Consider the following 22702-nt stretch of genomic DNA (forward strand, 5'->3'; position numbering starts at 1 on the left):
AGGTCGGGGTGGTCGGAGTCCAGCACGCGGCGGACGGCGGCGGCGACACCGAGCAGGAACGCGGCGTGGGCGGTGTCGGCTGCGCGGCGCAGGCGCGACGGCGCGGCGAAGGTGACCCCGTCGGGGGCTTCGTCGAGGAACGTCGCGGCCACGGCCCCAACCTACCGCACAGGAACTGTTCGGACAAGCTGAACAGGCTGTGCCGCAACGGTTCCAGAGAGTCCTCTCCGCATCACTCGCCGGCCTCATCCCTGCCGAGGACGCGGAAGCCCCGCCACCCCGACGTTCGCAGGGCGTGGCTGAGGAGCTGGAACTCGACCTCGTCGATGCTCCTCAGGATCTCCGGGCTCATCACCCCTCGATGCTGGAAGACGCCCTCCACGTCGACCCAGTCCACGATGGCGTGCTTCTCGGAACTGCTGCGGACGGTGCCCGGGTGATCGGGGCGCACTCCCAGGTGGTGGGCGGCATCCAGAGGGCCGACGAACTTCACCCGGGTGTCGGGCAGGAAGGGGTCGCCCGCGTTGATCCAGCCGTTCTGCGTCCAGGCGGCCTGTCTGTCCCGACCGTCCAACGTGAATCCGGGCCAGGTGGCCCGAAGTTCCCGTGCTGCCCGCTCGTGTTCCTGCGCGGACACGCTTTCCAGCCAGTCGGGGTCGAAACGACCGTCGTAACGGCGGACGCCGTGGGCGTCGACCCAGTCGATGACCGCGTGCCCCGGGTCGGCACAACGCAGTTGCCCCGGGTGGCCGGGTTGCAGACCCAGGAGGTGGGCGAAGCCGTCCGGACCGCGCCACCGGACGACGGCGTCCACGTCCAGGTGGTGGAGACGGTGGTAGGGGTGTGGCTCGGCGCGCCAGACGGCGACCGCCTCCTCGTCGTCGACGGGGAAGCCGGGCCAGCCGGAGGCCCGCAGCCGCTCGCAGGCCTGGTGGTGCTGCTGGGCGGAGACGACCTCGAGCCAGTCACCCTCGAGGCGGCCGTAGTACTGCCGTGTCCCGCGGGCGTCGGCCCAGTTGATGAGCACGCCGTCCTCGTCGCCGATGATGAGGTGTCCGGGGTGGCCGGGTTGCAGGTGGAGCCCACGCGCAACGGCTTCGGGCCCGCACCAGCGCAGGAACACCGCGCGAGGCCAGTCCTTCAGCTCCAGGTGGGCAGGGGTGCGCGGCATGTCGTCCACCGGTGATCTCCCTTGCCGTCTCGACGTGGCGGGGCAGCGGGTGCTGCCGCTCACCAGGCGGACGACGTGGTCAGGCTAGACGGGTGCCGGCAGGGACGCCAGGCACCGAGAGCTCGCGATCGGCCAGGGTCGACGCTCTCGCATGCACCGCTCCCGGGGGGCGGATGCCACCGAATGCGAGGAGGGGACTGGGGAGAGGCCGTGAAGACCGCCGAGAGCTTCCTGGGAGTTCCGGCGAGTCCCGTGCCGGGCCCTTCCCGGTACGCCATCGTGGTGAGGTGCACCACGACCGCGCCCGTCGCCCGCAACAGCTAGCGGCGCACCGCGGCGAAGACGTCGTCGCCCGGGCCGCGACCGCGAGGACCCGGGGCGCCGGGGACGCGGGTGCTCTCGACGAACCACTCCCGGCCCAGGACGAGCCGGGCCAGCGGACCGGGCAGCGCCCCGAGCAGCCCCACACCGCGCAGACCGCGCACCCGCCCGCCGAGACCACGCGTCTCGGTCTGGCTGGCGTGGGCCCGCAGCGCCGCCCGCTTGGCGTCGACGTGCCGTCGCACGTCGACGCGGTGGGTCAGGGCGTGCCGCGGGGAGAACGCCTCGCGCACCCGGTCGGCCGTGACGTCGCTGACGAACCCCGGCACCCGCTGCGCGATCCGCAGTCCGCGGTGCACGAGCGTGCGGTCGACCGTGGCCTCCAGGACGACGGGGGTCCCCGCGAGCTGCGCGGCGCGGGCTCCGACGTGGTGGACGTGGACGTGGTCGGGGTGGCCGTAGCCGCCCGCGGCGTCGTAGGTCGTCAGGACGTCGGCGCCCTCCTCGCGCAGGACCGCGGCCAGCTCGGCCGCGACCTCCTCGACGGGCACGGCGCTGAAGGGCCGGCCGGGGCCGGGCGCCGGTTCGGGCCAGCCGGAGTCGCGGTGGCCCAGCCGGACGACGCGCGCGACGCCCAGCGCCGCCGCGGACCGGGCCAGTTCGGCGGCGCGCCGGTCGCCCAGCGCGGCCCCGGGGTCGTCGGCCGCGAGGCCCGCCTCCCCGTCGGTGGCGACCACGAGGACGACGCGGTGACCCTCGGCGGCGGCGCGCGCCAGCGTGCCGCCCGTGAGCAGGGCCTCGTCGTCGGGGTGGGCGTGGAAGGACACGAGGACGAAGGGTCCGGAGCGCGGCACGGGTGCAGACTGCCACGGCTCCCGCGCGCACGGACGGTCGTGGGGGTGCTGTCCCTCGCCGCCGCCGCCGGCGCGGTCGTTGCGCTGCCGCGGCTGGTGGGCACGACGTGGTCGACCGTCGGCGGGCTCGCCTCGGCCGTCACCCCCGTCGAGCTCGCGGCCCTCGCCGCGCTGTGGTGGCTGGGGTTGTGGGCCTACGCGTGGTCCCTCACGGGGGCCCTGCCCGGGCTCACCCGGCCCCGCGCCATGCTGCTGAACCTCTCGGGCAGCGCGGTCTCGAACGCCCTGCCGGCCGGTGGGGCCGTGGGGATGTGGCTGAACTCGACGATGCTGCGCGGCTGGGGTTTCGGGGTCCGCCGGATCGCCGACTTCACCGTCACGAGCAACGTCGTCGACGTCGCGGGCAAGCTCGTCGTGTGCGGAGTGGCGCTCGCGGCGACCGCCCTCCTGGGGCAGCTGCCGTCCCAGGTGCTGACGGGGGCGGCCGTGGTGCTCGCGGTGCTGGCCGCCGTCGTCGTCCTGGCCGCGGCGCTGGGGTCGCGGTGGGGTGTCGCGCTCCTCGCGCGGGTCGTGCTCGCGCTGTCGCCGGCGTCCCGGCGGGCCGCCCGGCTGCGGTTCCTCGCCCGGTGGCGCGTCGAACTGCGGGGCGTGCGCCGGCGCGTGCGGCAGACCGTCGTCGCGCAGTGGCGACGGCTCACGTTCGGGGTCATCGCCTACGTCCTGCTGCAGGGCGGGTTGTTCTGGGCCTGCCTGCACCTGACGGGTGCTGTCCCGACGGTGTCCGCCGTCGTCGCGGCCTTCGTCGTCGACCGGCTCATCAGCACCGTCCCGATCACCCCGGGCGGCAGCGGGTTCGCCGAGGCCGGCGCCACGGGTGTGCTGCTCGCCGCGGGCGCCGGACCGGCCGCCGCGCTCACGGGGGTGCTGCTGTACCGCGCCTTCGTCGTCCTGCTCGAGGTGCCGGTGGGCGGTGGGGCGCTGGCCGGCTGGCTGGTGCTGCGCCGCCGCGCGGGGGCGACCGCGTGAGGGTCGTGCTCGTCAGCGACAGCTACCTGCCCGTCCTCGGCGGCATCGAGCTGCACGTGCGCGACCTCGCCGCGCAGCTCGTCGGCGCCGGGCACTCCGTCGCCGTCCTCACCCGCACCCCCGGGTCCGCGGACCCGGTCCCGGGCGTCGAGGTCCTGCGCCTGGACCGGGCGGACCGGCTGTCCGGTTTCCTGGCCGCCGCGGACGTCGTCCACGTCCACTCCTCGGTCGTCTCGCCCTTCGCCTGGCGGGCCGCGTCCCTCGCCCGCGCGCTGGACGTGCCGGCCCTCGTCACCGTCCACTCCATGGTGTCCCACGGCGCCGCGCTGCCCATGGCGGTCGCGTTGCGCCGCGCGTCGGCGACGGGCCTGCGCTGGAGCGCGGTGAGCCGGGCCGTCGCCGTCCCCCTGAGCCGGACGGTCGGCGCCCCGGTCGGCCTGCTGCCCAACGGCATCGACCCCACGGACTGGCGGGCCTGCCACACCCGGCGGGTCGAAGCCCCGGGGTTCACCGTCGTCAGCGCGTTGCGGTTCGCGGCGCGCAAACGCCCGATCGCCCTCGTCCGCGTCCTGGCCGACCTGCGCGACCGGCTGCCCGAGGACGTGCCGCTGCGCGCCGTCCTCGTCGGGGACGGGCGACTGCTGCCCGCCGTCCGGCGCAAGCTCGCCGCGACCGGGCTCGCCGACCAGGTCGAGCTGCCCGGCCGGCTGGATCGGACGGGCGTGCAGCAGGTCCTCACCGGCGCCGACGCCTACCTCGCGCCCGCGCGCCTGGAGTCCTTCGGGCTGGCCGCCCTGGAGGCGCGCTGCGCGGGTGTCCCGGTCGTCGCCATGGCCGCCAGCGGTGTGACGGAGTTCGTCCGCCACGACGTCGAGGGACTGCTCGCCGCCGACGACGCCGACGCCGCGCGCCTGCTGCACGTGCTCGCCACCGACGGGGAGCGTCGCGAGCGCATCCGCCGGCACAACGCGGGCACCGAACCGCGGGTGACGTGGCCGCTCGTCCTCGCCGAAACGGTGCGGCAGTACGCGGCCGCGGGAGCCCCGGTGGGAGTCACCGTCTGAGTTCGCGCCTGGGCGGGGGGTCGCCGACGGTCCAGCCCTCGGCCGCCGCGGCCGCGTGGGCCGCCGCGAGGACCTGCCGTTCGGACCGGCCCAGCGCGTCCGCGACCCGCGCCACGTCCTCGAACTCCGGCATCACCTGCTGGACGACGCCGCACAGCAGCCCGACCTTCACGGGCACCGGCCGTCCCCCGACGCTGACGTCGACCCAGCCCCGCTCCAGCGTCAGCCGCGTGCACGCGGTGCGGCGCACGCCGAGCGTCGTCGTCGTGGCGACCACGAGTTCCTCGAGGGCGTCGGACCGTTCCGGTGGCGACAGGACCGTCAGCACGTGCGCGGGACGGCCCTTCTTGCCGAGCACGGGGACGACCCACGCGTCGTGCGCCCCCGCGGCCAGGACGCGGGCCAGGACACCCGGCCACAACCGCGGGTCGAGGTCGTCGACCGTGGCCTCCAGCTGGTGGGCCACGGGTCGGGCTCGGGAGTCCGACCGCGTCCCCAGGACGACGCGGGTCACGTTGGGGCGGCCCTCGACGTCCCGGGTGCCCGCGCCGGAACCCCACGCGGTCACCGTCAGCTCCGGCAGGTCCTCGTCGGCCGTCGTCAGCGCCGTCACCAGCGCCATGCCCGTCGGCGTCGTCAGCTCGCCCTCGCCGCCCGCACGCACCCGTCGACCGCGGGACAGCGCGACGACGGCGGGCACCGGCACGGGGATCGCCCCGTGCGCGGCGCGGACCGTGCCCGACCCCAGCGCGACCGTCCCGGCGCTCGCGGACGTCACCCCCAGGTCGTGCAGCGCGGCGCACACCCCGACGACGTCCGCGATCGAGTCCAGCGCGCCGACCTCGTGGAAGTGGACGTCCCCGGCGGGCACGCCGTGCACGGCGCCCTCGGCGACGGCCAGCGCGGAGAACACCGTGAGAGCGTTGCGCCGCAGCGGTTCCGGTAGGTCGGCCGCGGTGAGCATCCCCTCGATCGTCGTCCACGTGCGGTGCGGTGGGTCCTCGTCGTGCAGGTCGACGTGGGCCTTCGTCGCCGCGAGCCCGGCCCGGGTCACGCGGTCGGTGCGCACCGAGACGGCGTCGCCGACGACGGCGCGGACGGCCGCCCGGACGGCGTCGAGGTCGGCGCCCGCGTCGAGCAGCGCCCCGAGCAGCATGTCCCCGGCGATCCCGGCGGAGGCGTCGATCCAGGCGTGGCTCACGGGTTCTCCCGGTCGTCCGTCGGCGCGGCGACCTGGGCCGCGAGGTGCCCTGCGCCGTAGCCGTTGTCGATGTTCACGACGCTGACCCCGGGGGCGCAGGCGTTGAGCATCGTCAGCAGCGCGGCGATCCCGCCGAACGCGGCGCCGTAGCCCACCGACGTCGGCAGCCCGACGACCGGCGCGGACGTCAACCCGGCCACCACGCTCGGCAGCGCCCCGTCCATCCCCGCCGCCACGACGACGACGCGGGCCCGCCGCAGCAGGTCCACCCGCGCCAGGACCCGGTGCAGCCCGGCCACCCCCACGTCGACGACGAGTTCGCTCTCGCGGCCGAGGTAGCGCGCCGTCAGGTGCGCCTCGCGCGCCACGGGCAGGTCCGACGTCCCCGCGGCGAGGACGACGACGAGGCCGCCCGCCGGCGTCGGCAGCGCGGGTGGCCAGGCCAGGAGACCCGCCTCGACGTCGTGGGCGGCGTCGGGCAGTTCCGCCAGGACGGCGGCGGCGTGCTCGGAGCCGGCCCGCGTGAAGAGGGTCGTCACGTCGGGGCGCTCGCGGACGGCCGCGGCGATGCGGCCCACCTGGTCCGGCGTCTTGCCCGCGCAGAACACGGCCTCGGGGTAGCCGCGGCGCGCCGTGCGGTCGAGGTCGAGGTCGGCGATGTCCGACAACTCACCCATGCCGGAGCACCTCCAGCGTGAACGCGCCGGACTGCATCCCGGCGAGGTCGAGGACGGCCCAGCGGAAGCCGGCGCGGCGGACGGCCGCGTTCACCTGCGCGCGCAGCGGGTCCGACGCGACGCGCACCAGGTCGGCGGCGGGCACCTCGAGCCGGGCGATGTCGCCGTGGTGCCGCACGCGCAGGTCGCCCAGGCCGAGGGTCCGCAGTGCGGCCTCGGCGGCCTCCACCTGCGCCAGCTTCTCGGGGGTGACCTCCTGGTGGTGCGGGATGCGCGAGGCCAGGCAGGGGGCCGCGGGCTTGTCCGCGCACGGCAGGGCCCAGGCGCGGGCCAGGGCGCGGACGGCGTCCTTGTCGAGGCCGGCGTCGGCGAGCGGGCGCAGGACGCGGTGCTCGGTCGCGGCCCGGGACCCGGGGCGGTCCGGCCGCCGGGCGTCGTCCGCGTTCTCGCCGTAGGCGACCGCGTCGAGGCCGTGGGCGGCGACGACGTCCTCGCCGATCCGGGTGAACAGCTCGTCCTTGCAGTGGAAGCAGCGGTCCGGACCGTTGGCCCGGTACGCGGCGTTGTCGCCCTCGCGCGTCTCGACCTCGACCAGCGCCGCCCCGACGACGGCCGCGACACCGTGCGCCGCAGCACGTTCGGCGGCCGGCAGGCTGGGGGAGACCCCCAGGACCGCGACGACCCGGGACGGGCCCAGGGTGCGGACGGCGGCGGCGAGGACGACGGCGGAGTCGACGCCGCCGGAGAAGGCGACGCCCAGGCGGCCGACCCCCTCGAAGGCCCGCGCCAACGCGGCGGGGACGGCGGTGTCCGGTGGTGCGGTGGTCATGGGGCCACCATGACCACCGGCGGGGCTGCGGGGCCAGTCGTTGCCAGCAGTTGGTTGCTAGCGTCCGGGCATGACGGGCGACGGGGCCGGCGGGGCCGACGTGACGATCTACGACGTCGCCGCCGCCGCCGGGGTGTCCGCCTCCACCGTCTCGCGGGCGCTCACGAAGCCGGGGCGGGTCAGCTGGCGGACGGCCGAGCACGTCCGGCGCGTCGCCGCCGACCTGGGCTACCGGTCGGCGCGGATGCAGGTGCCGTTGTCGACGCGCGGGTCCGGTGTCCTGGCCCTCGTCGTCGCGGACATCGGCAACCCGGTCTTCGTCGGGATGGTGCGTGGCGCCGAGCGGGCCGCCGTCGCCCACGACCTGACGCTCGCGGTGGTGGAGACGCAGGAGTCCGAACGGGCCGAGGCGCAGGCCCTCGCCCGGCTCGAGGCCACGGTCGACGGTTTCGTCCTGGCCTCCTCCCGGCTCAGCGACCAGGAGATCCGTGCGGTCGCCAAGCGCAAACCCGTCGTCGTCCTCAACCGGCCCGTGCGGTCGGTGACGTCCGTCGTCAGCGACAACGTCCGCGCCGTGAAGAAGGCCGCCGAGCACCTCGTCGAACTCGGCCACACCTCGATCACCTACCTCGCGGGCCCGGAGGCCTCGCACGCCGACGGGACCCGGTGGCGGGGTCTGCAGGAGGCCGGGGTGGAGCTCGACCTGCGGATCGGGAAGGTGGGCCCGAACCTGCCGACGCTGCGGGGCGGGGCGACGGCGGCCGAGGCGTGGTCGCGGCGCCCCTCGACGGCTGTCATCGCCTACAACGACCTCATGGCCATCGGCTTCCTCAAGGCCGTCACGGCGTCCGGCCGGCGGGTGCCCGAGGACGTCAGCGTCGTCGGGTTCGACAACATCGTCGACGCCGACCTCGTCCGCCCCGGTCTCACGACGATCGCGGCACCCCTGGTGGACATGGGGTCCGCGGGCGTGAACCACCTGGCGGCGGGCCGCCCCCGTGAGGGGACCACGGGCGAACCCGTCCTGCTGCCGGCCTGGCTCGTGGTGCGGGGGTCGACGGGTCGGACCCCCGGGCGGCGGGTCCGGCGACCCCGGTAGCGGGGGAGCGGGAATGTCCGGGGCAGTCGTGCGTTGTACCCCCCGGGGTACCTGCCGACGGGCCCCGAGGAGGAGACGACCGTGGACGTGGACACCAGCCAGCTGACCGACGTGGTCGCCCGGCTCAAGCGAGCTCAGGGCCAGATCGGCGGCATCGTCAAGATGATCGAGGACGGCCGGGACTGCTCCGACGTCGTCACCCAGGTCGCGGCCGTCTCCCGGGCCCTGGACCGCGCCGGCTTCAAGATCATCTCGACGGGGATGCGCCAGTGCATGATCGCCGAACGCGACGGCACCGAACGCCCCCTCAGCGACGCCGAGCTCGAGAAGCTCTTCCTCTCACTGGCCTGACCCCGAGTCCCGCCCCGAGCCCCACCCCGACACCGAGGAGAAGAACCATGGACGCCACCACCGCTCGCACCCGCCTGGGCGAGTTCACCGTCGTCGACGTGCGCGAGGACGCCGAGTGGGCCGCCGGCCACATCGACGGCGCCGTGCACATCCCCCTGGGGCAGCTGGAGAACCGCCTCGGCGAGCTCGACCCGGCCCGGCCGCTGCTCACCACCTGCCGCGGCGGCAAGCGCAGCGCGCAGGCCCACGCCCTGCTCACCGCCGCCGGCCGCACCGTGGAGGACCTCGACGGCGGGATGCTGGCCTGGGAGCAGGCCGGACTGCCGATCACGACCGACGACGGGCGTCCGGGCACCGTCGCCTGACACCTCGTCCTCGTCCGTCATTTCATCCACAGATACCCTACGGGGTAGGGAACCGGAGAGCACCGTGAGCCACCGCCCGATCGAGGTCGTCACGATCGAGACGACCAGCCTGGGGGACCGCAGCTACCTGGCGACCGACGGCACCACGGCCGTCGTCGTCGACCCCCAGCGCGACATCGACCGCGTCCTGGACCTCCTCGCCCGCCTCGACGTGCGCCTCACCCACGTCGTGGAGACCCACGTCCACAACGACTACGTCACGGGCGGTCTCGACCTCGCCTCCCGCACCGGCGCGCACTACGTGCTGCCCGAGCACAGCCACGTCGAGTTCGAGCACACCGAGGTCGCCGACGGCGACGTCCTGGACGCGGGTGGTTTCACCGTCCGGGCCCTGCACACCCCCGGGCACACCCACCACCACACCAGCTACGCCCTCGTGGGCGCCGCCGGTGCCGTCGAGGCCGTCTTCACCGGCGGTTCGATGCTCTACGGTTCCACCGGCCGCACCGACCTCGTCTCGGCCGAGACGACGGTGGAACTCACCCACGCGCAGTTCCGCTCCGCCCGCCGCCTGGTCGCCGAACTGCCCGCCGAGACCGCCGTGTACCCCACGCACGGTTTCGGCAGCTTCTGCTCGGCCACCCCCACGACCGGGGACGCCTCGACCATCGGGGAACAGGCCGCCACGAACCCGGCCCTGACCCAGGACGAGCAGACCTACGTCGACACCCTGCTCTCCGGGCTGGACGCCTTCCCGGCGTACTACGCCCACATGGGCCCGACGAACCGCCGCGGCCCGGACCCGGTGGACCTGTCGATGCCCGAACCCGTCGAACCCGGAGAACTGCGCCGCCGCATCGACGGCGGCCAGTGGGTGGTGGACCTGCGCGACCGGAAGGCCTTCGCCGCCGGGCACCTGGCCGGTTCCCACGGTTTCGAGCTGTCGGGGAACTTCGTCACGTACCTGGGGTGGCTCTACCACTACGGCACCCCGCTCACGCTGATCGGGGAGTCCGAGGAGCAGATCCGCACCGCCCGCCGCGAACTCGTCCGCATCGGCGTGGACCACCTCGCCGGGTCGGCCACCGGGGACGTCGAGACCCTGGCCGACGGGCAGCCGCTGCGGTCCTACCGCGTCAGCGACTTCGCCGGTCTGGCCGAGCGCACGGCCCGTGCCGACGAGCTCGGCCCGGTCCAGGTCCTCGACGCCCGCCGGAACGACGAACGGGCCCGGGGCGCGGTGCCCGGATCGCTGCACGTCCCGCTGCACCAGTTGCAGGAACGCCTCGACGAGGTCCCCACCGGCGAGGTCTGGGTGTACTGCGGTTCGGGGTACCGCGCCTCCGTCGCCGCCTCGATCCTGGACCGGGCCGGTCGTGAGGTCGTCCTCGTGGACGACTCCTTCGAGGGGCGGTCCTGACCGTGGACGCCGCCACCCTGACCACCCTCCTGCGGGACCCCGACGCGGTCACCGTCCTCGACGTGCGCAGCCCCGGGGAGTTCGAGGCGCTGCACATCGCCGGCTCGTACAACGTCCCCCTCGACCTCATCGGGGAGCACGCCGCGGAGTTCGCCGCGCGCCTGGCCCACTACGACGACCACCACGTGGTGCTCGTGTGCCAGTCCGGCGCGCGCGCCGCCCGCGCCCGCCGGCACCTGGCGGCCGTGGGAGCGCGCGCCCTGCACGTCTTGGACGGTGGAGTTCCCGCCGTCGCGGCCGCCGGCGGTGACGTCGTGCGCGGGCAGGGGCGCTGGGCCATGGACCGTCAGGTCCGGTTGGTCGCGGGGTCGATCGTCCTGGCCTCCACCCTGGCCAGCCTGGCGCTGCCCAGGGCCCGGTTCGTGGCCGGGGGGATCGGTGCGGGTCTGACGTGGTCGGCGCTGTCCAACACCTGCGCCATGGCGACGTTGCTGGGCAAGCTGCCGTACAACCGTGGCCCGCAGGCCCCGGACGTCGTCCAGGTCCTCGACCAGCTGTGATCCTCGCCGTCCCCGCCCTGGTCCACGGCGCCGGCCTCCCGATGGCCGCCGCGGTCCCCACGTCCCTCGTGGTGGTCGGCGCCTCCTCGCTCACGGCCGTCCTGCCGCGGCTGCGCCTCGTGCAGTGGCGCCTCGCGGCCGTCGTCGGCGGTGTCGGGGCGGTGGCCACCTTCGCGGGAACGGCGGTCAACCGCCTGCTGCCGGGGCGGTGGGTCCTGCTGGGTTTCGCCCTCGTCATGGTCGCCGCCGGGGTGCGGATGCTGCGTGGCGGCGGCTCGGACGCACGAGGGGTCGAGGGCCGTCGCCGGCTGCCCCGGGCCGTCGCCGTCGGGCTGGGGGTGGGGTTCCTCACCGGGCTGTTCGGCGTCGGGGGCGGGTTCCTCGTCATCCCCGCCCTGACCCTGCTGCTGGGGCTGACGATGACCACGGCCGTCCCCACGTCGCTGGTCGTCGTCGTCGTGAACTCGGTGTTCGGCTTCACCGCCCACGTCACCGGGAACGGTGGCGCGGGCGGCGGGATCGACTGGTCCACGGCGGCGGCGTTCACCGCCGCCGCCGTGGCCGGTTCCCTGGCGGCGGCCCGGCTCGCGGGGCGGGTGCCCGCCACCCGCCTGCGGCGGGGTTTCGCCCTGCTCGTCCTGGCCGTCGCCGTCTACGTCATCGTCCAGAGCGTGCTGGCTCCTGCAGTCGGGAGCTGACGAACCCGACCAGTTCGGCGTCCTCGCCGAGGCCGGGGTGCAGCAGGTCGAGCACGGCCCGCACCGGGTCCGGCGACGTCGCCGCCGCGACCGCGCGGTCCGCGGCGGGGTCGTCGACGGGGGTGCCCTCCCCGCGCAGGTGCCGGATCCAGGCCGCGACGGCCGTCGCGCACCCCTCGGGCAACCGGCCGGCGGCCCGCTCGGCGCGCAACGCCGGGACGATGCGCAGGGGCAGCTTGAGCGAACCGCCCGCGGCGATCTGGGCGAGCAGGTGCCGGACGCCGGGGTTGGCGTAGCGGTCCAGCAGCGCCTCCCGGTACCGGGTGAGGTCCGCGGCCGGGATCGGCAGGTGCCGGCACGCCTCGTCCCAGAACGTCTCCACCCACCCCCGGCAGCGCGGGTCCGCGACCGCGTCGGCGATGGTGCGGTGCCCGAGCAGGGCGCCGGCGTAGGCGAGGAGGGAGTGGGACCCGTTGAGCAGCCACAGCTTCCGCTGCTCGTGGACGGTGACGTCGTCGACGAACACGACCCCGGCGCTCTCCCAGTCCGGACGGCCCGCGGGGAACCGCCCGGCGACGACCCACTCCGAGAAGGGTTCGGTGGGGACGGGGGCCTCGTCGTGGCGGCCGGTCAGCTCCTCGACGGTCGTGACGACCTCGTCGGTCGTGGCCGGGGTGATCCGGTCGACCATCGAGGAGGCGAACTCCACGTCCCCGTGGATCCAGTCCGCCAGGTCCGGGTCGACGAGCTCGGCCAGAGCGGTCACGACGGACCCGGTGACGCGACCGTTGTGGGCGAGGTTGTCGCAGGACAGGACGGTGACCGGTCCGGCACCCGCGGCGCGGCGGGCGGCCAGGCCCGCCACGAGGCGGCCCGGCACGGTCGTCACGGGCGCGGTGGGATCCACGCGCAGCGCCTCGACGTCGGCGCGCACCTCCGGCCGTTCCGCGTCGAGCCCGCCGTCGGGACCGAGCAGGTACGCCGCCTCCGTCACCGTCAGGGTCACGACCGCGACCTCGCTGCGGCGCAGCAGGTCCAGGAACTGCGCGTGGTCGGTCGCGGCGTACGCCCGGGACAACGACGGCACGACCTCGGGGTGGTCCCCGTCGGCCCCGCGGACCAGCAGCGTGTAGAGCCCGTCCTGCCGGTTCAGCCGCTCGGCGGCGTCCGGACGGCGGCCGGTGAAGGCCGCGATGCCCCAGCCGTCCGCGTCGGAGGCGTGGGCGGTGTACCAGGCCTGGTGGGCTCGGTGGAAGTTCCCCAGCCCGAGGTGGACGATCCGGACGGGCGGCGCCGGGACCTCCCGGCGCAACGGTTCGGTGGTGCTCACAGCCGGAACGCCTTCCGCGGGTTGACGGTCACGATGTCGACGATGGTCTCCGTCGCCTCGTCCTCCTCGAGCCGGCCGTCGGCGACGAGCGTCGACAGGTAGGCCGCGTCGAGGCGCCGGGCCATGTCGTGCCGGGCGGGGATCGAGCAGAACGCGCGGGTGTCGTCGATGAACCCCGAGGTCTTCCCGAAACCCGCCGTCTCGGTGACGGCGGACCGGTGCCGGCCGATCGCGTCGGGCGCGTCGAGGAACCACCACGGGGCCCCCACCCACACCGACGGGTAGAACCCGGCCAGCGGGGCGATCTCGCGCGACAGGGTCGTCTCGTCCAGGGTGAACAGGACGAGCTGGAACCCCGGGTCCGTGCCGAAGTCCTGCAGCAGGGGCTGCAGGTCGCGGGTGAAGTCGCCGGGCAGCGGGATGTCGGCCCCCACGTCGGCGCCGAACGCGCGCTGCGTCGGGCCGTGGTGGCTGCGCGCCACCCCCGGGTGCAGGGTCATGACGAGACCGTCCTCGGCGGACATCCGCGCCATCTCCCACAGCAGGTGACGGCGCAGGGCCGTCGCCTCGGTGGTCTGCAGCGATCCCTTGCGGGCCAGCGCGAAGAGTTCCACGGCCTCGGACGCGGGCAGGCGTTCGGCGCGGACGTCGGCGTGGCTGTGGTCGGCCGAGACGGCGCCGTGGGCGCGGAAGTGCTCGCGTCGCCGGCGCATCGCGTCGAGGAAACCCGTGAGTTCGCCCGTGTCGACCCCGGAGACCTCCTGGAGCCGGTCGGCGTGGGTGGTCCAGCCCTCGGCGCCGACCTCGAGGTAGCGGTCGGGACGGAACGTCGGCAGGACGCGTCCCGTCCACGTCGGGTCGGCGGCGAGGAACGCGTGGTCGGCGAGGTCGTCGCAGGGGTCGTCCGTGGTGGCGAGCACCTCGACGCCGAACCGCTCGAACAGGGCGCGCGGCCGGAACTCCGGCGTCCGCAACGTCGCGGCGATCCGGTCGTAGATCTCGTCGGCCGTCTCGGCGCTGGGGCGGACGTTGATCCCGAACAGGTCGGCGAACTGCACCTGCAGCCAGTACCGCACGGGCGTCCCGCGGTAGACCGACCAGTGCGCGCACAGCGTGCGGAACGCGGCGCGGGAGGCCTCCTCCGACATCGGTCCCTGTCCCACGCCGAGGTGGGCGAGGTCGACGCCGTGGGCGTGCAGCAGCCGGGTCGCGTAGTGGTCGGGCGTCAGCAGCAGCGACGTCGGGTCCGCGAAGGGCGTGTCGTGCGCGAGCCAGCCCGCGGGAACGTGCCCGTGCGGAGAGATGACCGGCAGGTCGGCCACGGCCGCGTGCAGACGCCGGGCCACGGCGCGCCGGGTCGGGTCGGGGGGCAGGAGCCGGTCGGGGTCCAGCTGGAGCGACGTCATGGTGCCACCCGACCCCAGGACGGGGCGCGCGGGCCAGCGGTTGCCGGGAGTTGCCGACGCGGCCGGGTCCGCCTCGACTTCCGGGCCGCCGCCGTCCAGAGTCGGGGCCATGGCTGGACACGACGGTGTGCTGGGAGGGCCGGGGGAGCACCTCGACCCCGAGGTGGTGCGACGGTTCGTCGTGCAGCAGGTGCGGGAGGTGGACCTCGACGGCGCCCGCGTGTGCCTCGTCGTCCCGGACGCCACCCGCACGTGCCCGCTGCCGCTGCTGCTGCGCGCCGTGCACGAGGGGTTCGGCGGCCGGCCCCGGCGCGTCGACGTCGTCATCGCCCTCGGCACCCACCAGGGGATGGACGAGGCGCACCTGGCGCGCCACCTCGGGTACGAGGAGGGGCGGCTGGAGGCGACGTACCCCGGGTGGTCCGTCGTCAACCACGCCTCCTGGGACCCCGAGACCTTCACCTCCCTCGGCACGATCCCCGGGACGCGGCTCGCCGAGCTCACGGGCGGTCTGCTGACGGGGCCGGACGTCGACGTCCGCATCAACCGGCTCGTGGCCGACGCGGACGTCGCCCTCGTCGTCGGGCCCGTCTTCCCGCACGAGGTCGTGGGGTTCTCCGGCGGCAACAAGTACTTCTTCCCGGGGGTCTCCGGCCAGGAGGTCATCGACGTCTCGCACTGGGTCGGGGCGCTCATCACGAGCGCCGCGATGATCGGCAGCCGCGGCGTGACCCCGGTCCGTGCGCTCATCGACGAGGCCGCCTCGATGCTGGCCTGCCGCCGGCTGGCGTTGTGCCTCGTCGTGGCGTCGGGCACGGACGTGCTGCACGCGGCGGCGTTCGGCACCCCCGAGGAGGCGTGGGCGCAGTGCGCGGAGGTCTCGGCGCAGACGCACGTCACCTACCTCGACCGGCCGTGGCGCCGGGTCCTGTCCGTGATCCCCGAGAAGTACGAGGACATCTGGACCGCCGCCAAGGGGTTCTACAAGCTCGAACCGGTCGTCGCGGACGGCGGGGAACTCGTCCTGTACGCCCCGCACATCACGCAGGTGTCCGTCATGCACCCGCACATCACGGAGATCGGCTACCACAACCGCGACTACTTCACGGGCCAGTGGGACCGCTTCCGCGACCAGCCCTGGGGGGACCTCGCGCACTCGACCCACCTGCGGGGCCAGGGGACGTGGGACCCCGAGAACGGGGAGCGGAACCGCGTCACGGTGACGTTGGCGACCGGGATCCCGCGGGAGGTGGTGGAGGGCGTGAACCTGCGGTACCTGGACCCCGCCACGGTCGACGTCGAGGCGTGGGCGCAGGACCCGGACACGTTCGTGGAACCCCACGCCGGGGAGGTGCTGTACCGCCTGCGGGAGGAGGCGCCTCCGGGAGGTGCGGAGTTCCCGGGGGAGGCCGACGGACGGCAGCCCTCGGAGGAGAGGGCGGCGCAGTGAACCGGCCCACCGCGCTCGTCGTCATGGGGGTCGCCGGGTGCGGCAAGAGCACCGTCGCGGAGCTCCTCGCCGACCGCCTCGGGTGGCCCCTGGGGGAGGCCGACGACCGGCACCCCGCCTCGAACGTCGCCGCCATGACGGCGGGAACCGCCCTCACCGACGCCGACCGCGCACCGTGGCTGCTCGCGGTGCGCGACTGGATCGACGCGCAGGACGGCGACTGCGTCCTCACGTGCTCGGCGCTGCGGCGGTCCTACCGGGACGTCCTGCGGACGGCCGCCGCACGGGTGCGGTTCGTGCACCTGGCCGGCAGCCGGGAGCAACTCGCGGAACGGCTGGCGGCCCGGACGGGGCACTTCATGCCGCCCGCACTGCTGGACTCCCAGCTCGCGACGCTGGAACCCCTCGGGGCGGACGAGGACGGCGTCGTCGTGCCCGTCGACGGAACCCCGGTCGAGGTGGCCGACCGCGCTGCCCGTCAGTTGTCGGAAACTGGCAACTCGTGGCAAGTGGTGGGGTGACCGGCCTCCCGCGGTGGACGCTGGTCTCCTCGCCGCCGCCCCCACCGGGGCCCGGCGGCCACACCTTCTGAGGAGATGACATGGCTCGACCTGCGACGGCGCAGGGACTGCGGTCTCTGGAGCGGCTGCCCGTCCGGACCGTGATCGGCTACGGCGCCGGGGACTTCGCGTGCAACCTCGCGTTCAGCCTCAGCACCGCGTTCCTGCTCTACTACTACACCGACGTGGCCGGGATCTCGGCCGCCGCCGTCGGCACGATGTTCCTCGTCGTCCGGCTCTGGGACGCCGTGGCGGACCTCCTGGCCGGCCGGCTCGTCGACAGCACGATGACCCGCTGGGGCAAGTTCCGGCCCTTCATCATGTTCGGCGCGGCCCCGCTGCTGTTCCTCAGCTTCCTGACGTTCCGAGTGCCGACGAGCTTCGACGACGGGATGAAGCTCGTCTACGCGTACGCCACGTACGCCGTGCTCGGCCTCGTCTACTCCCTGGTCAACATCCCCTACGGTTCCCTCGCCTCGGCCGTGACGCAGTCCGTGCACGAACGCGCCCGCCTCGTCTCGGCCCGGGTCATCGGTGCCGGCCTCGGCGGCGTCGTCCTGACGTACGTCATCGGCCACTTCGTCAGCGGTCTGCGCGAGCAGAAGGCGGCCATCGAGAACTCCGCCGACCTCATCACCTACCAGGCCGCCGTGCAGGGCGTGTTCACGAAGGTGACGCTCGCGTTCGTCGTCGTCGGCACCGCGGCGTTCCTCTTCACCGCCTGGGCCTGCCGCGAGCGCGTCGTGCGGACCCAGCCCCGGGTCAGCGCCCGCGACACCGTGGCGACCCTGCGCAGCAACCGTCCGCTCGCGTACCTGTGCACGTCGAGCTTCTTCTACCTCATCGGGGTGTCCGCCGTCGGCGGCAGCACCGCGTTCTACGCCCAGTACGTCCTGGGCGACATCGCCCTCGTCGGTCTCATGACCCTCGTGAACACCGGCGTCGTCTTCGTCGTCGGCCCCTTCATCCCGCGCATCGTCGACCGCTTCGGCAAGAAGACGGTCTTCCAGTACTGCGGGATCTTCACGGTCGTCGGCGGGATCGGGTTGTTCTTCGCCCCGGGCGACATGTTCTGGTTCGTGCTGCTGACGCTGGCGGTCAAGGGCGTCGGTGCGACCCTCATCAACAGCGTGATGTTCGGCCTGGAGGCCGACACCGTCGAGTACGGGGAGTGGAAGACCGGCCGCCGCACCGAGGGGGCCACCTACGCCCTGTTCTCCTTCACCCGCAAGGTGACGCAGTCCCTCGGCGGGGCCCTGGGGGCCTGGGCGCTCGCTGCGGGCGGGTACCTCGCCGCGACGTCGACGACCCCGAACCCCGTGCAGCCCGAGAGTGCGGTCCTCGCCATCAAGGCCACGATGGGCCTGTTGCCGGCGGTCTGCGCCGTCCTGGCGATGCTCGTGTTCGCCCGTTACCCGTTGAACGACGCTCTCTTCCGGCAGGTCCGGGACGAGACCGAGGCGCGCAAGGCCGCGCAGACGCAGGAGGTCGTGCAGTGAACTGGCGCTTGTCCGGGTTCGGGGACGAGGTCGACCCCGACCCCGTCGTGCAGGTCGCGGTGCTGCAGGCGCTCGGCGCCCGGTGCATCGAGGTGCGCAGTGCCTGGGGTGTGAACGTCGCCGACCTCGACGACGCCCGGTTGGCCGAACTGTCCCGGGTGCTGCGGGAGCGGGGGCAGGAGGTCTCGGCCGTCGCCTCGCCCGTCGGGAAGGTGCCGGTGGAGGCCGACCCCGACGACGAGGTGGGGCGGCTGCGGCGGATCGCGCACGTCGCGACGACGCTCGGCACCCCGTACGTGCGGATCTTCTCCTTCTTCACGGGCGACCGGAAACCCGACGAGGTGCGCGACGACGTGCTGCTGCGGATGGCCCGGCTGGCCGCCGTCGCCGAGGACACCGGGATCGTCCTGCTGCACGAGAACGAGAAGGGCATCTACGGAGACACCCCGCAGCGGGTGCTCGACCTCGTGGAGTCCGTGGCGTCCCCCGCGCTGAAGGTGGCCTGGGACTCGGCGAACTTCGTCCAGGTGGGGGTGGAGCGACCGCACGACGAGGGGTTCGCGCTGCTGCGGCCGCACCTGGAGTACCTGCAGGTCAAGGACGCCCTGACCGCCGACGGTTCGGTCGTCCCCGCCGGGGAGGGGGACGGTCAGGTCGAGGCGACGGTCGCCGCCCTGGCCGCCGACGGGTTCACCGGGTTCGTCTCCCTCGAACCGCACCTCGCCGACGCCCACGAGCTGGGCGGGTTCTCCGGCCCCGAGGCCTTCGGCCGGGCGGCCCGGGCCTTCCGCCGGCTCACCGACCGCGTCGGCGTCACGCTCGTCTGATGGAACACCAACCAGGAGGAAACCCCATGCCTAGCGCCACCACGGACACCGTGCGGCTCGGGATCATCGGTCTCGGCACGCAGGGCGGCACCTACGCCCGGTTCGTCGCCGACGGCCGGGTCCCGGGCACGACGGTCGGCGCGATCGCCGACACCGACCCTGTGAAGGCCGAGCGGGCGGCGGCGGAGTTCGGCGACGTGCCGTTCTTCACCGACCACCTCGCGATGCTCGACAGCGGCACGGTCGACGCCGTCGTCACGTGCGTCCCCCACTACCTGCACCCGCAGATGGGCGTCGACGCGATCGAGCGGGGCGTCCACGTCCTCGTCGAGAAGCCGGCCGGTGTGCACTCGCTGCAGGTCAAGAGGCTCAACGCCGTCGCGGCCGCGCACCCCGAGGTGACGTTCGGGGTGATGTTCAACCAGCGCAGCAACCCGCTCTACCGGCGGCTCAAGGAGATCGTCGAGGCCGGCCAGATCGGCCGGATCATCCGCTCGAACTGGATCATCACGACCTGGTGGCGCCCGCAGGGGTACTACGAGCAGAGCGCCTGGCGCGCCACGTGGGGCGGTGAGGGCGGGGGCGTCCTCGTCAACCAGGCACCCCACCAGCTCGACCTGTGGCAGTGGATCTGCGGGGTGCCGCGGTCGGTGTTCGCCAAGGTGTCCTACGGGCTGCAGCGCGACATCGCCGTCGAGGACGAGGTGACCGTGCTCGCCGACTTCGGCGGCGGGTCGACCGGCGTCTTCGTGACGGCCGTCCACGACCTCGTGGGCACGGACCGCCTCGAGATCCAGGGCGACGCCGGGAAGATCGTCGTGGAGGGCAGCAAGGTCGCGACGGTGACCCGGCTGGCCAAGCCCGAGCGCGAGATCAGCGCCGGGATGACCGCCGAGCAGGTGGCCGGGCTGTTCCGCGGGCAGTTCGACACGAGCGAGCTGTACACGACCGAGACCATCGAGTTCCCGTCGGCGTGGGGCGACCAGCACGTCGCCGTCCTGGCGAACTTCGCGGCGGCCGTGCGGGGTGAGGAGGAGCTCATCGCCCCGGGCGCCGAGGGCCTGCTGGGGGTGCGCCTGGCAAACGCGGTGCACCTGTCGAGCTGGACGGGCCAGGAGGTGGGGCTGGACTTCGACGACGAGCACTACCTCAAGCTGCTCAACGAGCGCATCGCCGACGAAGGCCTGTTCCCCCAGCGGCAGGGGGGCGAGTGATGGCGCGCATCGGCGTGCAGGCCATGATGCTGCGCGGCAGCGTCGCCGAGCTCGGAGCGTTCGAGACGTTCCGCCGGGTGCGGGAGATCGGCTACCGCGCGGTGGAGGTCTCGCAGATCCCCCTGACCGACGAGAACGTCGGGGAACTGGCGCGGGCGCGTGACGAGCTCGGTGTGGAGGTCGCGGCCCTGTCCGCGAACCTCACGCGCGTCCCCGGCATGCCGAACGACGCCCTCGAGGGTGACCTCGAGAAGATCGTGGCGGACTGCAAGCGGTTGGGTGCGGACATGGTCCGGATCGGCATGCTGCCCTTCGAGGCCATGACGCAGCTCGACCGCGTCCTGGACTTCTGCGACCGCACCAACGAGGCGGCGCTCCGGCTGCGGGAGAGCGGGATCCGCCTCTACTACCACAACCACCACATCGAGTTCGCCAAGTTCGACGGGCGGTTCATGCTCGACGTCATCGCCGAGCGCGCCCCCGAGGTGGGGCTCGAGCTCGACGTCCACTGGCTGCAGCGCGGCGGGGTGAACCCGGCGGCCGTCATCGGGCAGTTCGCGGGCCGCGTGCGGATGGTCCACCTCAAGGACTACCGGATCGGCCTGCTGGACCCCTCGGCGTTCGAGGCCCTCCAGCGTGGTGACCGCGCCGGGTTCCAGCGCGCGTTCTCCGACGTCGTGCAGTTCGCCGAGGTCGGGGAGGGGAACCTGGACTTCGGCGCGATCGTGCCGGCGGCGCTGGAGGCCGGTGCCGAGTACCTGCTCGTCGAGCAGGACGAGCTCTACGGGAGGACGGTGTGGGAGGCCCTGCGGACCTCCCACGACAACCTCGTGGCGCTCGGATTCGGCGACCTGTTCTGAGCCGTCCCCCCCGTGGGGGTCAGTCCTCGTCGCTGACGAGGCGGACGTCCTGGACGACGTTGCCGCGGGTGGCGCGGCTGTAGGGGCAGGCCTGGTGCGCGGCGTCGAGGAGGCCGCGCGCCACCTGCTCCTCGACCCCGGGCAGCTGGGCCTCGATGGTGACGGCGAGGTCGATGCCCTGGGCGAGCCCGCCCGTGACACCGACGGTCACGGACACGGCGGAGTCGGCGACGTCGACCTTCTGCGACCGGGCGATCGCCTTGAGGGCGCTGTGGAAGCAGGCGGCGTAGCCGGCGGCGAAGAGCTGCTCGGGGTTGGTGCCCGGGCCGTCGTCGCCGCCCATGCCCTTGGGGATCGAGAGGTTCAGGTCGACGCGGTCGTCGGAGGAGCTGACGCGTCCGTCGCGGCCGCCCCAGGCGGTGGCGGTGGCTTCGTAGAGGGTCGACATGCTGGTCCCTTCCATTCGTGTACCAGGGTGGTACACGAATAGGATGCACCCGTGAGCGAGGTTCCCACCACCCGGCCCGCCCGCGGCCGTCCCCGCGACCCCGGCATCGACGACCGCGTCCTCGCCGCGGCCGTCGAGGAACTGGCCGAGAAGGGGCTCGCGGGGTTCAGCACCCGCGGGGTCGCCGCCCGGGCCGGGGTGGACCGGCGCGGTGTCCACGCCCGGTGGGGCGACCCCCTCGACCTCGTCGTCGACGCGCTGGCGACGCTGACGGCGAACCTGCTTCCCCCGCTGACGGGCACGCTGCGCGGGGACCTCGACGACCTCGTCCCGGACATCGCGCGGGCGTTGTCCGGGGACCGCCGCCGCGTCCTGCAGCGCTGCCTCGACGAGGTCCACGACGCCCCCGCCGTCACCGAGCGGTTCCGGCGCGACCACGTCGACCACTGCGCCGCCGTGCTCGAGGACGCCTTCCACCGGGCCGCGGCCCGCGGGGACCTCGTGCCGTCGACGTCCCCCGCCCAGGCCACCGAGGTGCTCATGGGGTCGCTGCTGTTCCGCGCCCTCACCGTCGGGGACGAGGCCGTCAGCGGGGAGGCGCTGCGCTCGGTGGTGGACCACGTCGTCTCGCTCGTCTCGACGAGCGTCACCGCGGAGCGGTCGTAGGGTCGCGCACGTGGACCTCGGACTGGACTCCCGTGTCGTGCTCGTCGCTGGTGGGCGCGGCTACATCGGACGCGCTGTCGTGCAGCGCCTCCGCGACGAGGGCGCGACCGTCGTCGTCGCCTCCCGGAACCCCGGTGACGACGGGGTGGCCGTCGACCTCACCGACACCGCCTCGGCGCGGGCCGCGGTCGAGCGCGTCGTCGCCGAGCACGGCCGCCTCGACGGGCTCGTCGTGACGGCGGCTCCCGCCGCGGGGACGCTGGATCCCGCGAAGAACTCCGACCCCGAGCAGATCGCGGCGGCGTTCGACGCGAAGTCGCTGGGGTTCCTGCGCCTCGCGGGCGCGGCGGCCCCGGTCATGCGCGAGGCCGGGTACGGCCGGATCGTCGGGATCAGCGGTCAGAACGCCTACCTCACGGGCAACACGACGGGAGCGGTCCGGAACGCGGCCCTCGTCATCGCCGCCAAGAACCTCGCCGACGAGCTCGCCGGCAGCGGCGTCACCGTCAACACCGTGAACCCCGGCCCGGTCGTCGACGAGCCCTCGTCGCAGGTGCGGCCCGGGGCGCCGGGGGAGTCCTCGCCGGAGCAGATCGCGGCGCTCGTGACGTTCCTCGCCTCGCCCCTGGCCGCTGCGGTCAGCGGGGAGGCCATCGCCACCGGGCACCGCGTGCGCGGGGTCGTCACGTTCTGAGGGTGAGGTCGTCCTGTGCGAGGGCGCGGGCGAGTTCCCGCGTCCTCTGCAGGAGGGCGGGGTGGTCGTTGCGGGTCCAGGGGCCGGGGGTCATGAGTTTCCCGAGGTCCCG

At 74.2% G+C, this 22702-nt stretch carries 24 protein-coding genes; 16 read left to right on the forward strand and 8 right to left on the reverse strand.

Annotated elements, in window-relative coordinates:
- Positions 1 to 232: 232 nt before the first annotated feature.
- Both AB0637_RS23590 and AB0637_RS23595 read right to left on the reverse strand, forming a co-directional pair.
- Positions 233 to 1180: a hypothetical protein gene (locus AB0637_RS23590; protein ID WP_366175154.1), complete on the reverse strand. Its 948-nt coding sequence runs from the start codon at positions 1178 to 1180 to the stop codon at positions 233 to 235.
- A 311-nt stretch (positions 1181 to 1491) separates the two neighbouring features.
- On the reverse strand, positions 1492 to 2346 hold the full coding sequence (locus tag AB0637_RS23595; protein ID WP_366175155.1) for a PIG-L family deacetylase: 855 nt from the start codon (positions 2344 to 2346) through the stop codon (positions 1492 to 1494).
- A gap of 45 nt (positions 2347 to 2391) precedes the next feature.
- On the opposite strand from AB0637_RS23595, the gene AB0637_RS23600 reads away from it, so the two are divergent.
- Together AB0637_RS23600 and AB0637_RS23605 are read left to right on the forward strand one after the other, a co-directional pair.
- Complete coding sequence (locus AB0637_RS23600) at positions 2392 to 3372, forward strand: lysylphosphatidylglycerol synthase domain-containing protein (protein ID WP_366175156.1); 981 nt, start codon at positions 2392 to 2394, stop codon at positions 3370 to 3372.
- The gene (locus tag AB0637_RS23605) at positions 3369 to 4436 is read left to right on the forward strand and encodes a glycosyltransferase family 4 protein (protein ID WP_366175157.1); all 1068 of its coding nucleotides are present in this window, start codon (positions 3369 to 3371) and stop codon (positions 4434 to 4436) included. The genes AB0637_RS23600 and AB0637_RS23605 overlap by 4 nt, the downstream gene beginning before the upstream one ends.
- Here the strand turns inward: AB0637_RS23605 and larC are convergent.
- Genes larC through AB0637_RS23620 form a run of 3 tightly spaced genes read right to left on the reverse strand, consistent with a single transcriptional unit; the run spans position 4426 to position 7143 of the window.
- Entirely contained in the window at positions 4426 to 5637 is a 1212-nt protein-coding gene (gene larC, locus AB0637_RS23610) for a nickel pincer cofactor biosynthesis protein LarC (RefSeq protein WP_366175158.1), read from the reverse strand. The genes AB0637_RS23605 and larC overlap by 11 nt on opposite strands.
- Positions 5634 to 6314, reverse strand: coding sequence for a nickel pincer cofactor biosynthesis protein LarB (gene larB / locus AB0637_RS23615; protein ID WP_366175159.1), 681 nt, complete (start codon positions 6312 to 6314; stop codon positions 5634 to 5636). Before larB ends, larC begins: the two co-directional genes overlap by 4 nt.
- Positions 6307 to 7143 carry an ATP-dependent sacrificial sulfur transferase LarE gene (locus AB0637_RS23620; protein ID WP_366175160.1) on the reverse strand — a complete coding sequence of 279 codons (837 nt, stop codon included), beginning with the start codon at positions 7141 to 7143 and terminating at the stop codon, positions 6307 to 6309. Before AB0637_RS23620 ends, larB begins: the two co-directional genes overlap by 8 nt.
- Positions 7144 to 7213: 70 nt before the next feature.
- Between AB0637_RS23620 and AB0637_RS23625 the strand changes: the two genes are divergently transcribed.
- The 6 genes from AB0637_RS23625 to AB0637_RS23650 all read left to right on the forward strand — a co-directional run bounded on the left by AB0637_RS23625 (position 7214) and on the right by AB0637_RS23650 (position 11636).
- A complete protein-coding gene (locus AB0637_RS23625) occupies positions 7214 to 8242 on the forward strand; it encodes a LacI family DNA-binding transcriptional regulator (protein ID WP_366175161.1) in 1029 nt (342 codons plus the stop codon).
- Positions 8243 to 8323: 81 nt separating this feature from the next.
- Positions 8324 to 8593: a metal-sensitive transcriptional regulator gene (locus AB0637_RS23630; protein ID WP_366175162.1), complete on the forward strand. Its 270-nt coding sequence runs from the start codon at positions 8324 to 8326 to the stop codon at positions 8591 to 8593.
- A gap of 47 nt (positions 8594 to 8640) precedes the next feature.
- The gene (locus tag AB0637_RS23635; protein ID WP_366175163.1) at positions 8641 to 8958 is read left to right on the forward strand and encodes a rhodanese-like domain-containing protein; all 318 of its coding nucleotides are present in this window, start codon (positions 8641 to 8643) and stop codon (positions 8956 to 8958) included.
- Between the two features lie 79 nt (positions 8959 to 9037).
- Complete coding sequence (locus tag AB0637_RS23640) at positions 9038 to 10378, forward strand: MBL fold metallo-hydrolase (protein ID WP_366175180.1); 1341 nt, start codon at positions 9038 to 9040, stop codon at positions 10376 to 10378.
- Between the two features lie 2 nt (positions 10379 to 10380).
- Positions 10381 to 10938 (forward strand): rhodanese-like domain-containing protein, encoded by a 558-nt coding sequence (locus AB0637_RS23645; RefSeq protein ID WP_366175164.1) that lies wholly within the window; start codon positions 10381 to 10383, stop codon positions 10936 to 10938.
- Entirely contained in the window at positions 10935 to 11636 is a 702-nt protein-coding gene (locus AB0637_RS23650) for a sulfite exporter TauE/SafE family protein (RefSeq protein ID WP_366175166.1), read from the forward strand. Before AB0637_RS23645 ends, AB0637_RS23650 begins: the two co-directional genes overlap by 4 nt.
- On the opposite strand, the gene AB0637_RS23655 is transcribed toward AB0637_RS23650, so the two are convergent.
- The gene (locus AB0637_RS23655) at positions 11596 to 12966 is read right to left on the reverse strand and encodes a mannitol dehydrogenase family protein (RefSeq protein WP_366175167.1); all 1371 of its coding nucleotides are present in this window, start codon (positions 12964 to 12966) and stop codon (positions 11596 to 11598) included. The genes AB0637_RS23650 and AB0637_RS23655 overlap by 41 nt on opposite strands.
- Positions 12963 to 14372 (reverse strand): glucuronate isomerase, encoded by a 1410-nt coding sequence (uxaC, locus tag AB0637_RS23660; protein ID WP_366175168.1) that lies wholly within the window; start codon positions 14370 to 14372, stop codon positions 12963 to 12965. The genes AB0637_RS23655 and uxaC overlap by 4 nt, the downstream gene beginning before the upstream one ends.
- A gap of 109 nt (positions 14373 to 14481) precedes the next feature.
- Here uxaC and AB0637_RS23665 point away from each other — a divergent pair, with 109 nt between their 5' ends.
- The 6 genes from AB0637_RS23665 (at position 14482) to AB0637_RS23690 (ending at position 20782) form a co-directional block, all read left to right on the forward strand.
- The gene (locus AB0637_RS23665) at positions 14482 to 15822 is read left to right on the forward strand and encodes a lactate racemase domain-containing protein (RefSeq protein WP_366175170.1); all 1341 of its coding nucleotides are present in this window, start codon (positions 14482 to 14484) and stop codon (positions 15820 to 15822) included.
- 23 nt (positions 15823 to 15845) lie between these two features.
- Complete coding sequence (locus tag AB0637_RS23670) at positions 15846 to 16343, forward strand: gluconokinase (protein ID WP_366175181.1); 498 nt, start codon at positions 15846 to 15848, stop codon at positions 16341 to 16343.
- 80 nt (positions 16344 to 16423) lie between these two features.
- Positions 16424 to 17881, forward strand: coding sequence for a glycoside-pentoside-hexuronide (GPH):cation symporter (locus AB0637_RS23675; RefSeq protein ID WP_366175171.1), 1458 nt, complete (start codon positions 16424 to 16426; stop codon positions 17879 to 17881).
- Positions 17878 to 18708: a sugar phosphate isomerase/epimerase family protein gene (locus AB0637_RS23680; protein WP_366175173.1), complete on the forward strand. Its 831-nt coding sequence runs from the start codon at positions 17878 to 17880 to the stop codon at positions 18706 to 18708. Before AB0637_RS23675 ends, AB0637_RS23680 begins: the two co-directional genes overlap by 4 nt.
- Positions 18709 to 18734: 26 nt before the next feature.
- Complete coding sequence (locus AB0637_RS23685; protein ID WP_366175174.1) at positions 18735 to 19922, forward strand: Gfo/Idh/MocA family oxidoreductase; 1188 nt, start codon at positions 18735 to 18737, stop codon at positions 19920 to 19922.
- Positions 19922 to 20782 (forward strand): sugar phosphate isomerase/epimerase, encoded by an 861-nt coding sequence (locus AB0637_RS23690; protein ID WP_366175175.1) that lies wholly within the window; start codon positions 19922 to 19924, stop codon positions 20780 to 20782. The genes AB0637_RS23685 and AB0637_RS23690 overlap by 1 nt, the downstream gene beginning before the upstream one ends.
- 19 nt (positions 20783 to 20801) lie before the next feature.
- Here AB0637_RS23690 and AB0637_RS23695 read toward each other — a convergent pair whose 3' ends face one another.
- Positions 20802 to 21230 carry an organic hydroperoxide resistance protein gene (locus AB0637_RS23695; RefSeq protein ID WP_366175176.1) on the reverse strand — a complete coding sequence of 143 codons (429 nt, stop codon included), beginning with the start codon at positions 21228 to 21230 and terminating at the stop codon, positions 20802 to 20804.
- A gap of 51 nt (positions 21231 to 21281) precedes the next feature.
- Between AB0637_RS23695 and AB0637_RS23700 the strand changes: the two genes are divergently transcribed.
- On the forward strand, positions 21282 to 21896 hold the full coding sequence (locus AB0637_RS23700; protein ID WP_366175177.1) for a TetR/AcrR family transcriptional regulator: 615 nt from the start codon (positions 21282 to 21284) through the stop codon (positions 21894 to 21896).
- Positions 21897 to 21906: 10 nt separating this feature from the next.
- Positions 21907 to 22590 carry an SDR family oxidoreductase gene (locus AB0637_RS23705; RefSeq protein ID WP_366175178.1) on the forward strand — a complete coding sequence of 228 codons (684 nt, stop codon included), beginning with the start codon at positions 21907 to 21909 and terminating at the stop codon, positions 22588 to 22590.
- Positions 22591 to 22702 lie beyond the last annotated feature (112 nt).

This window comes from Kineococcus sp. NPDC059986 (genome assembly GCF_040702905.1).
Classification (GTDB): domain Bacteria; phylum Actinomycetota; class Actinomycetes; order Actinomycetales; family Kineococcaceae; genus Kineococcus.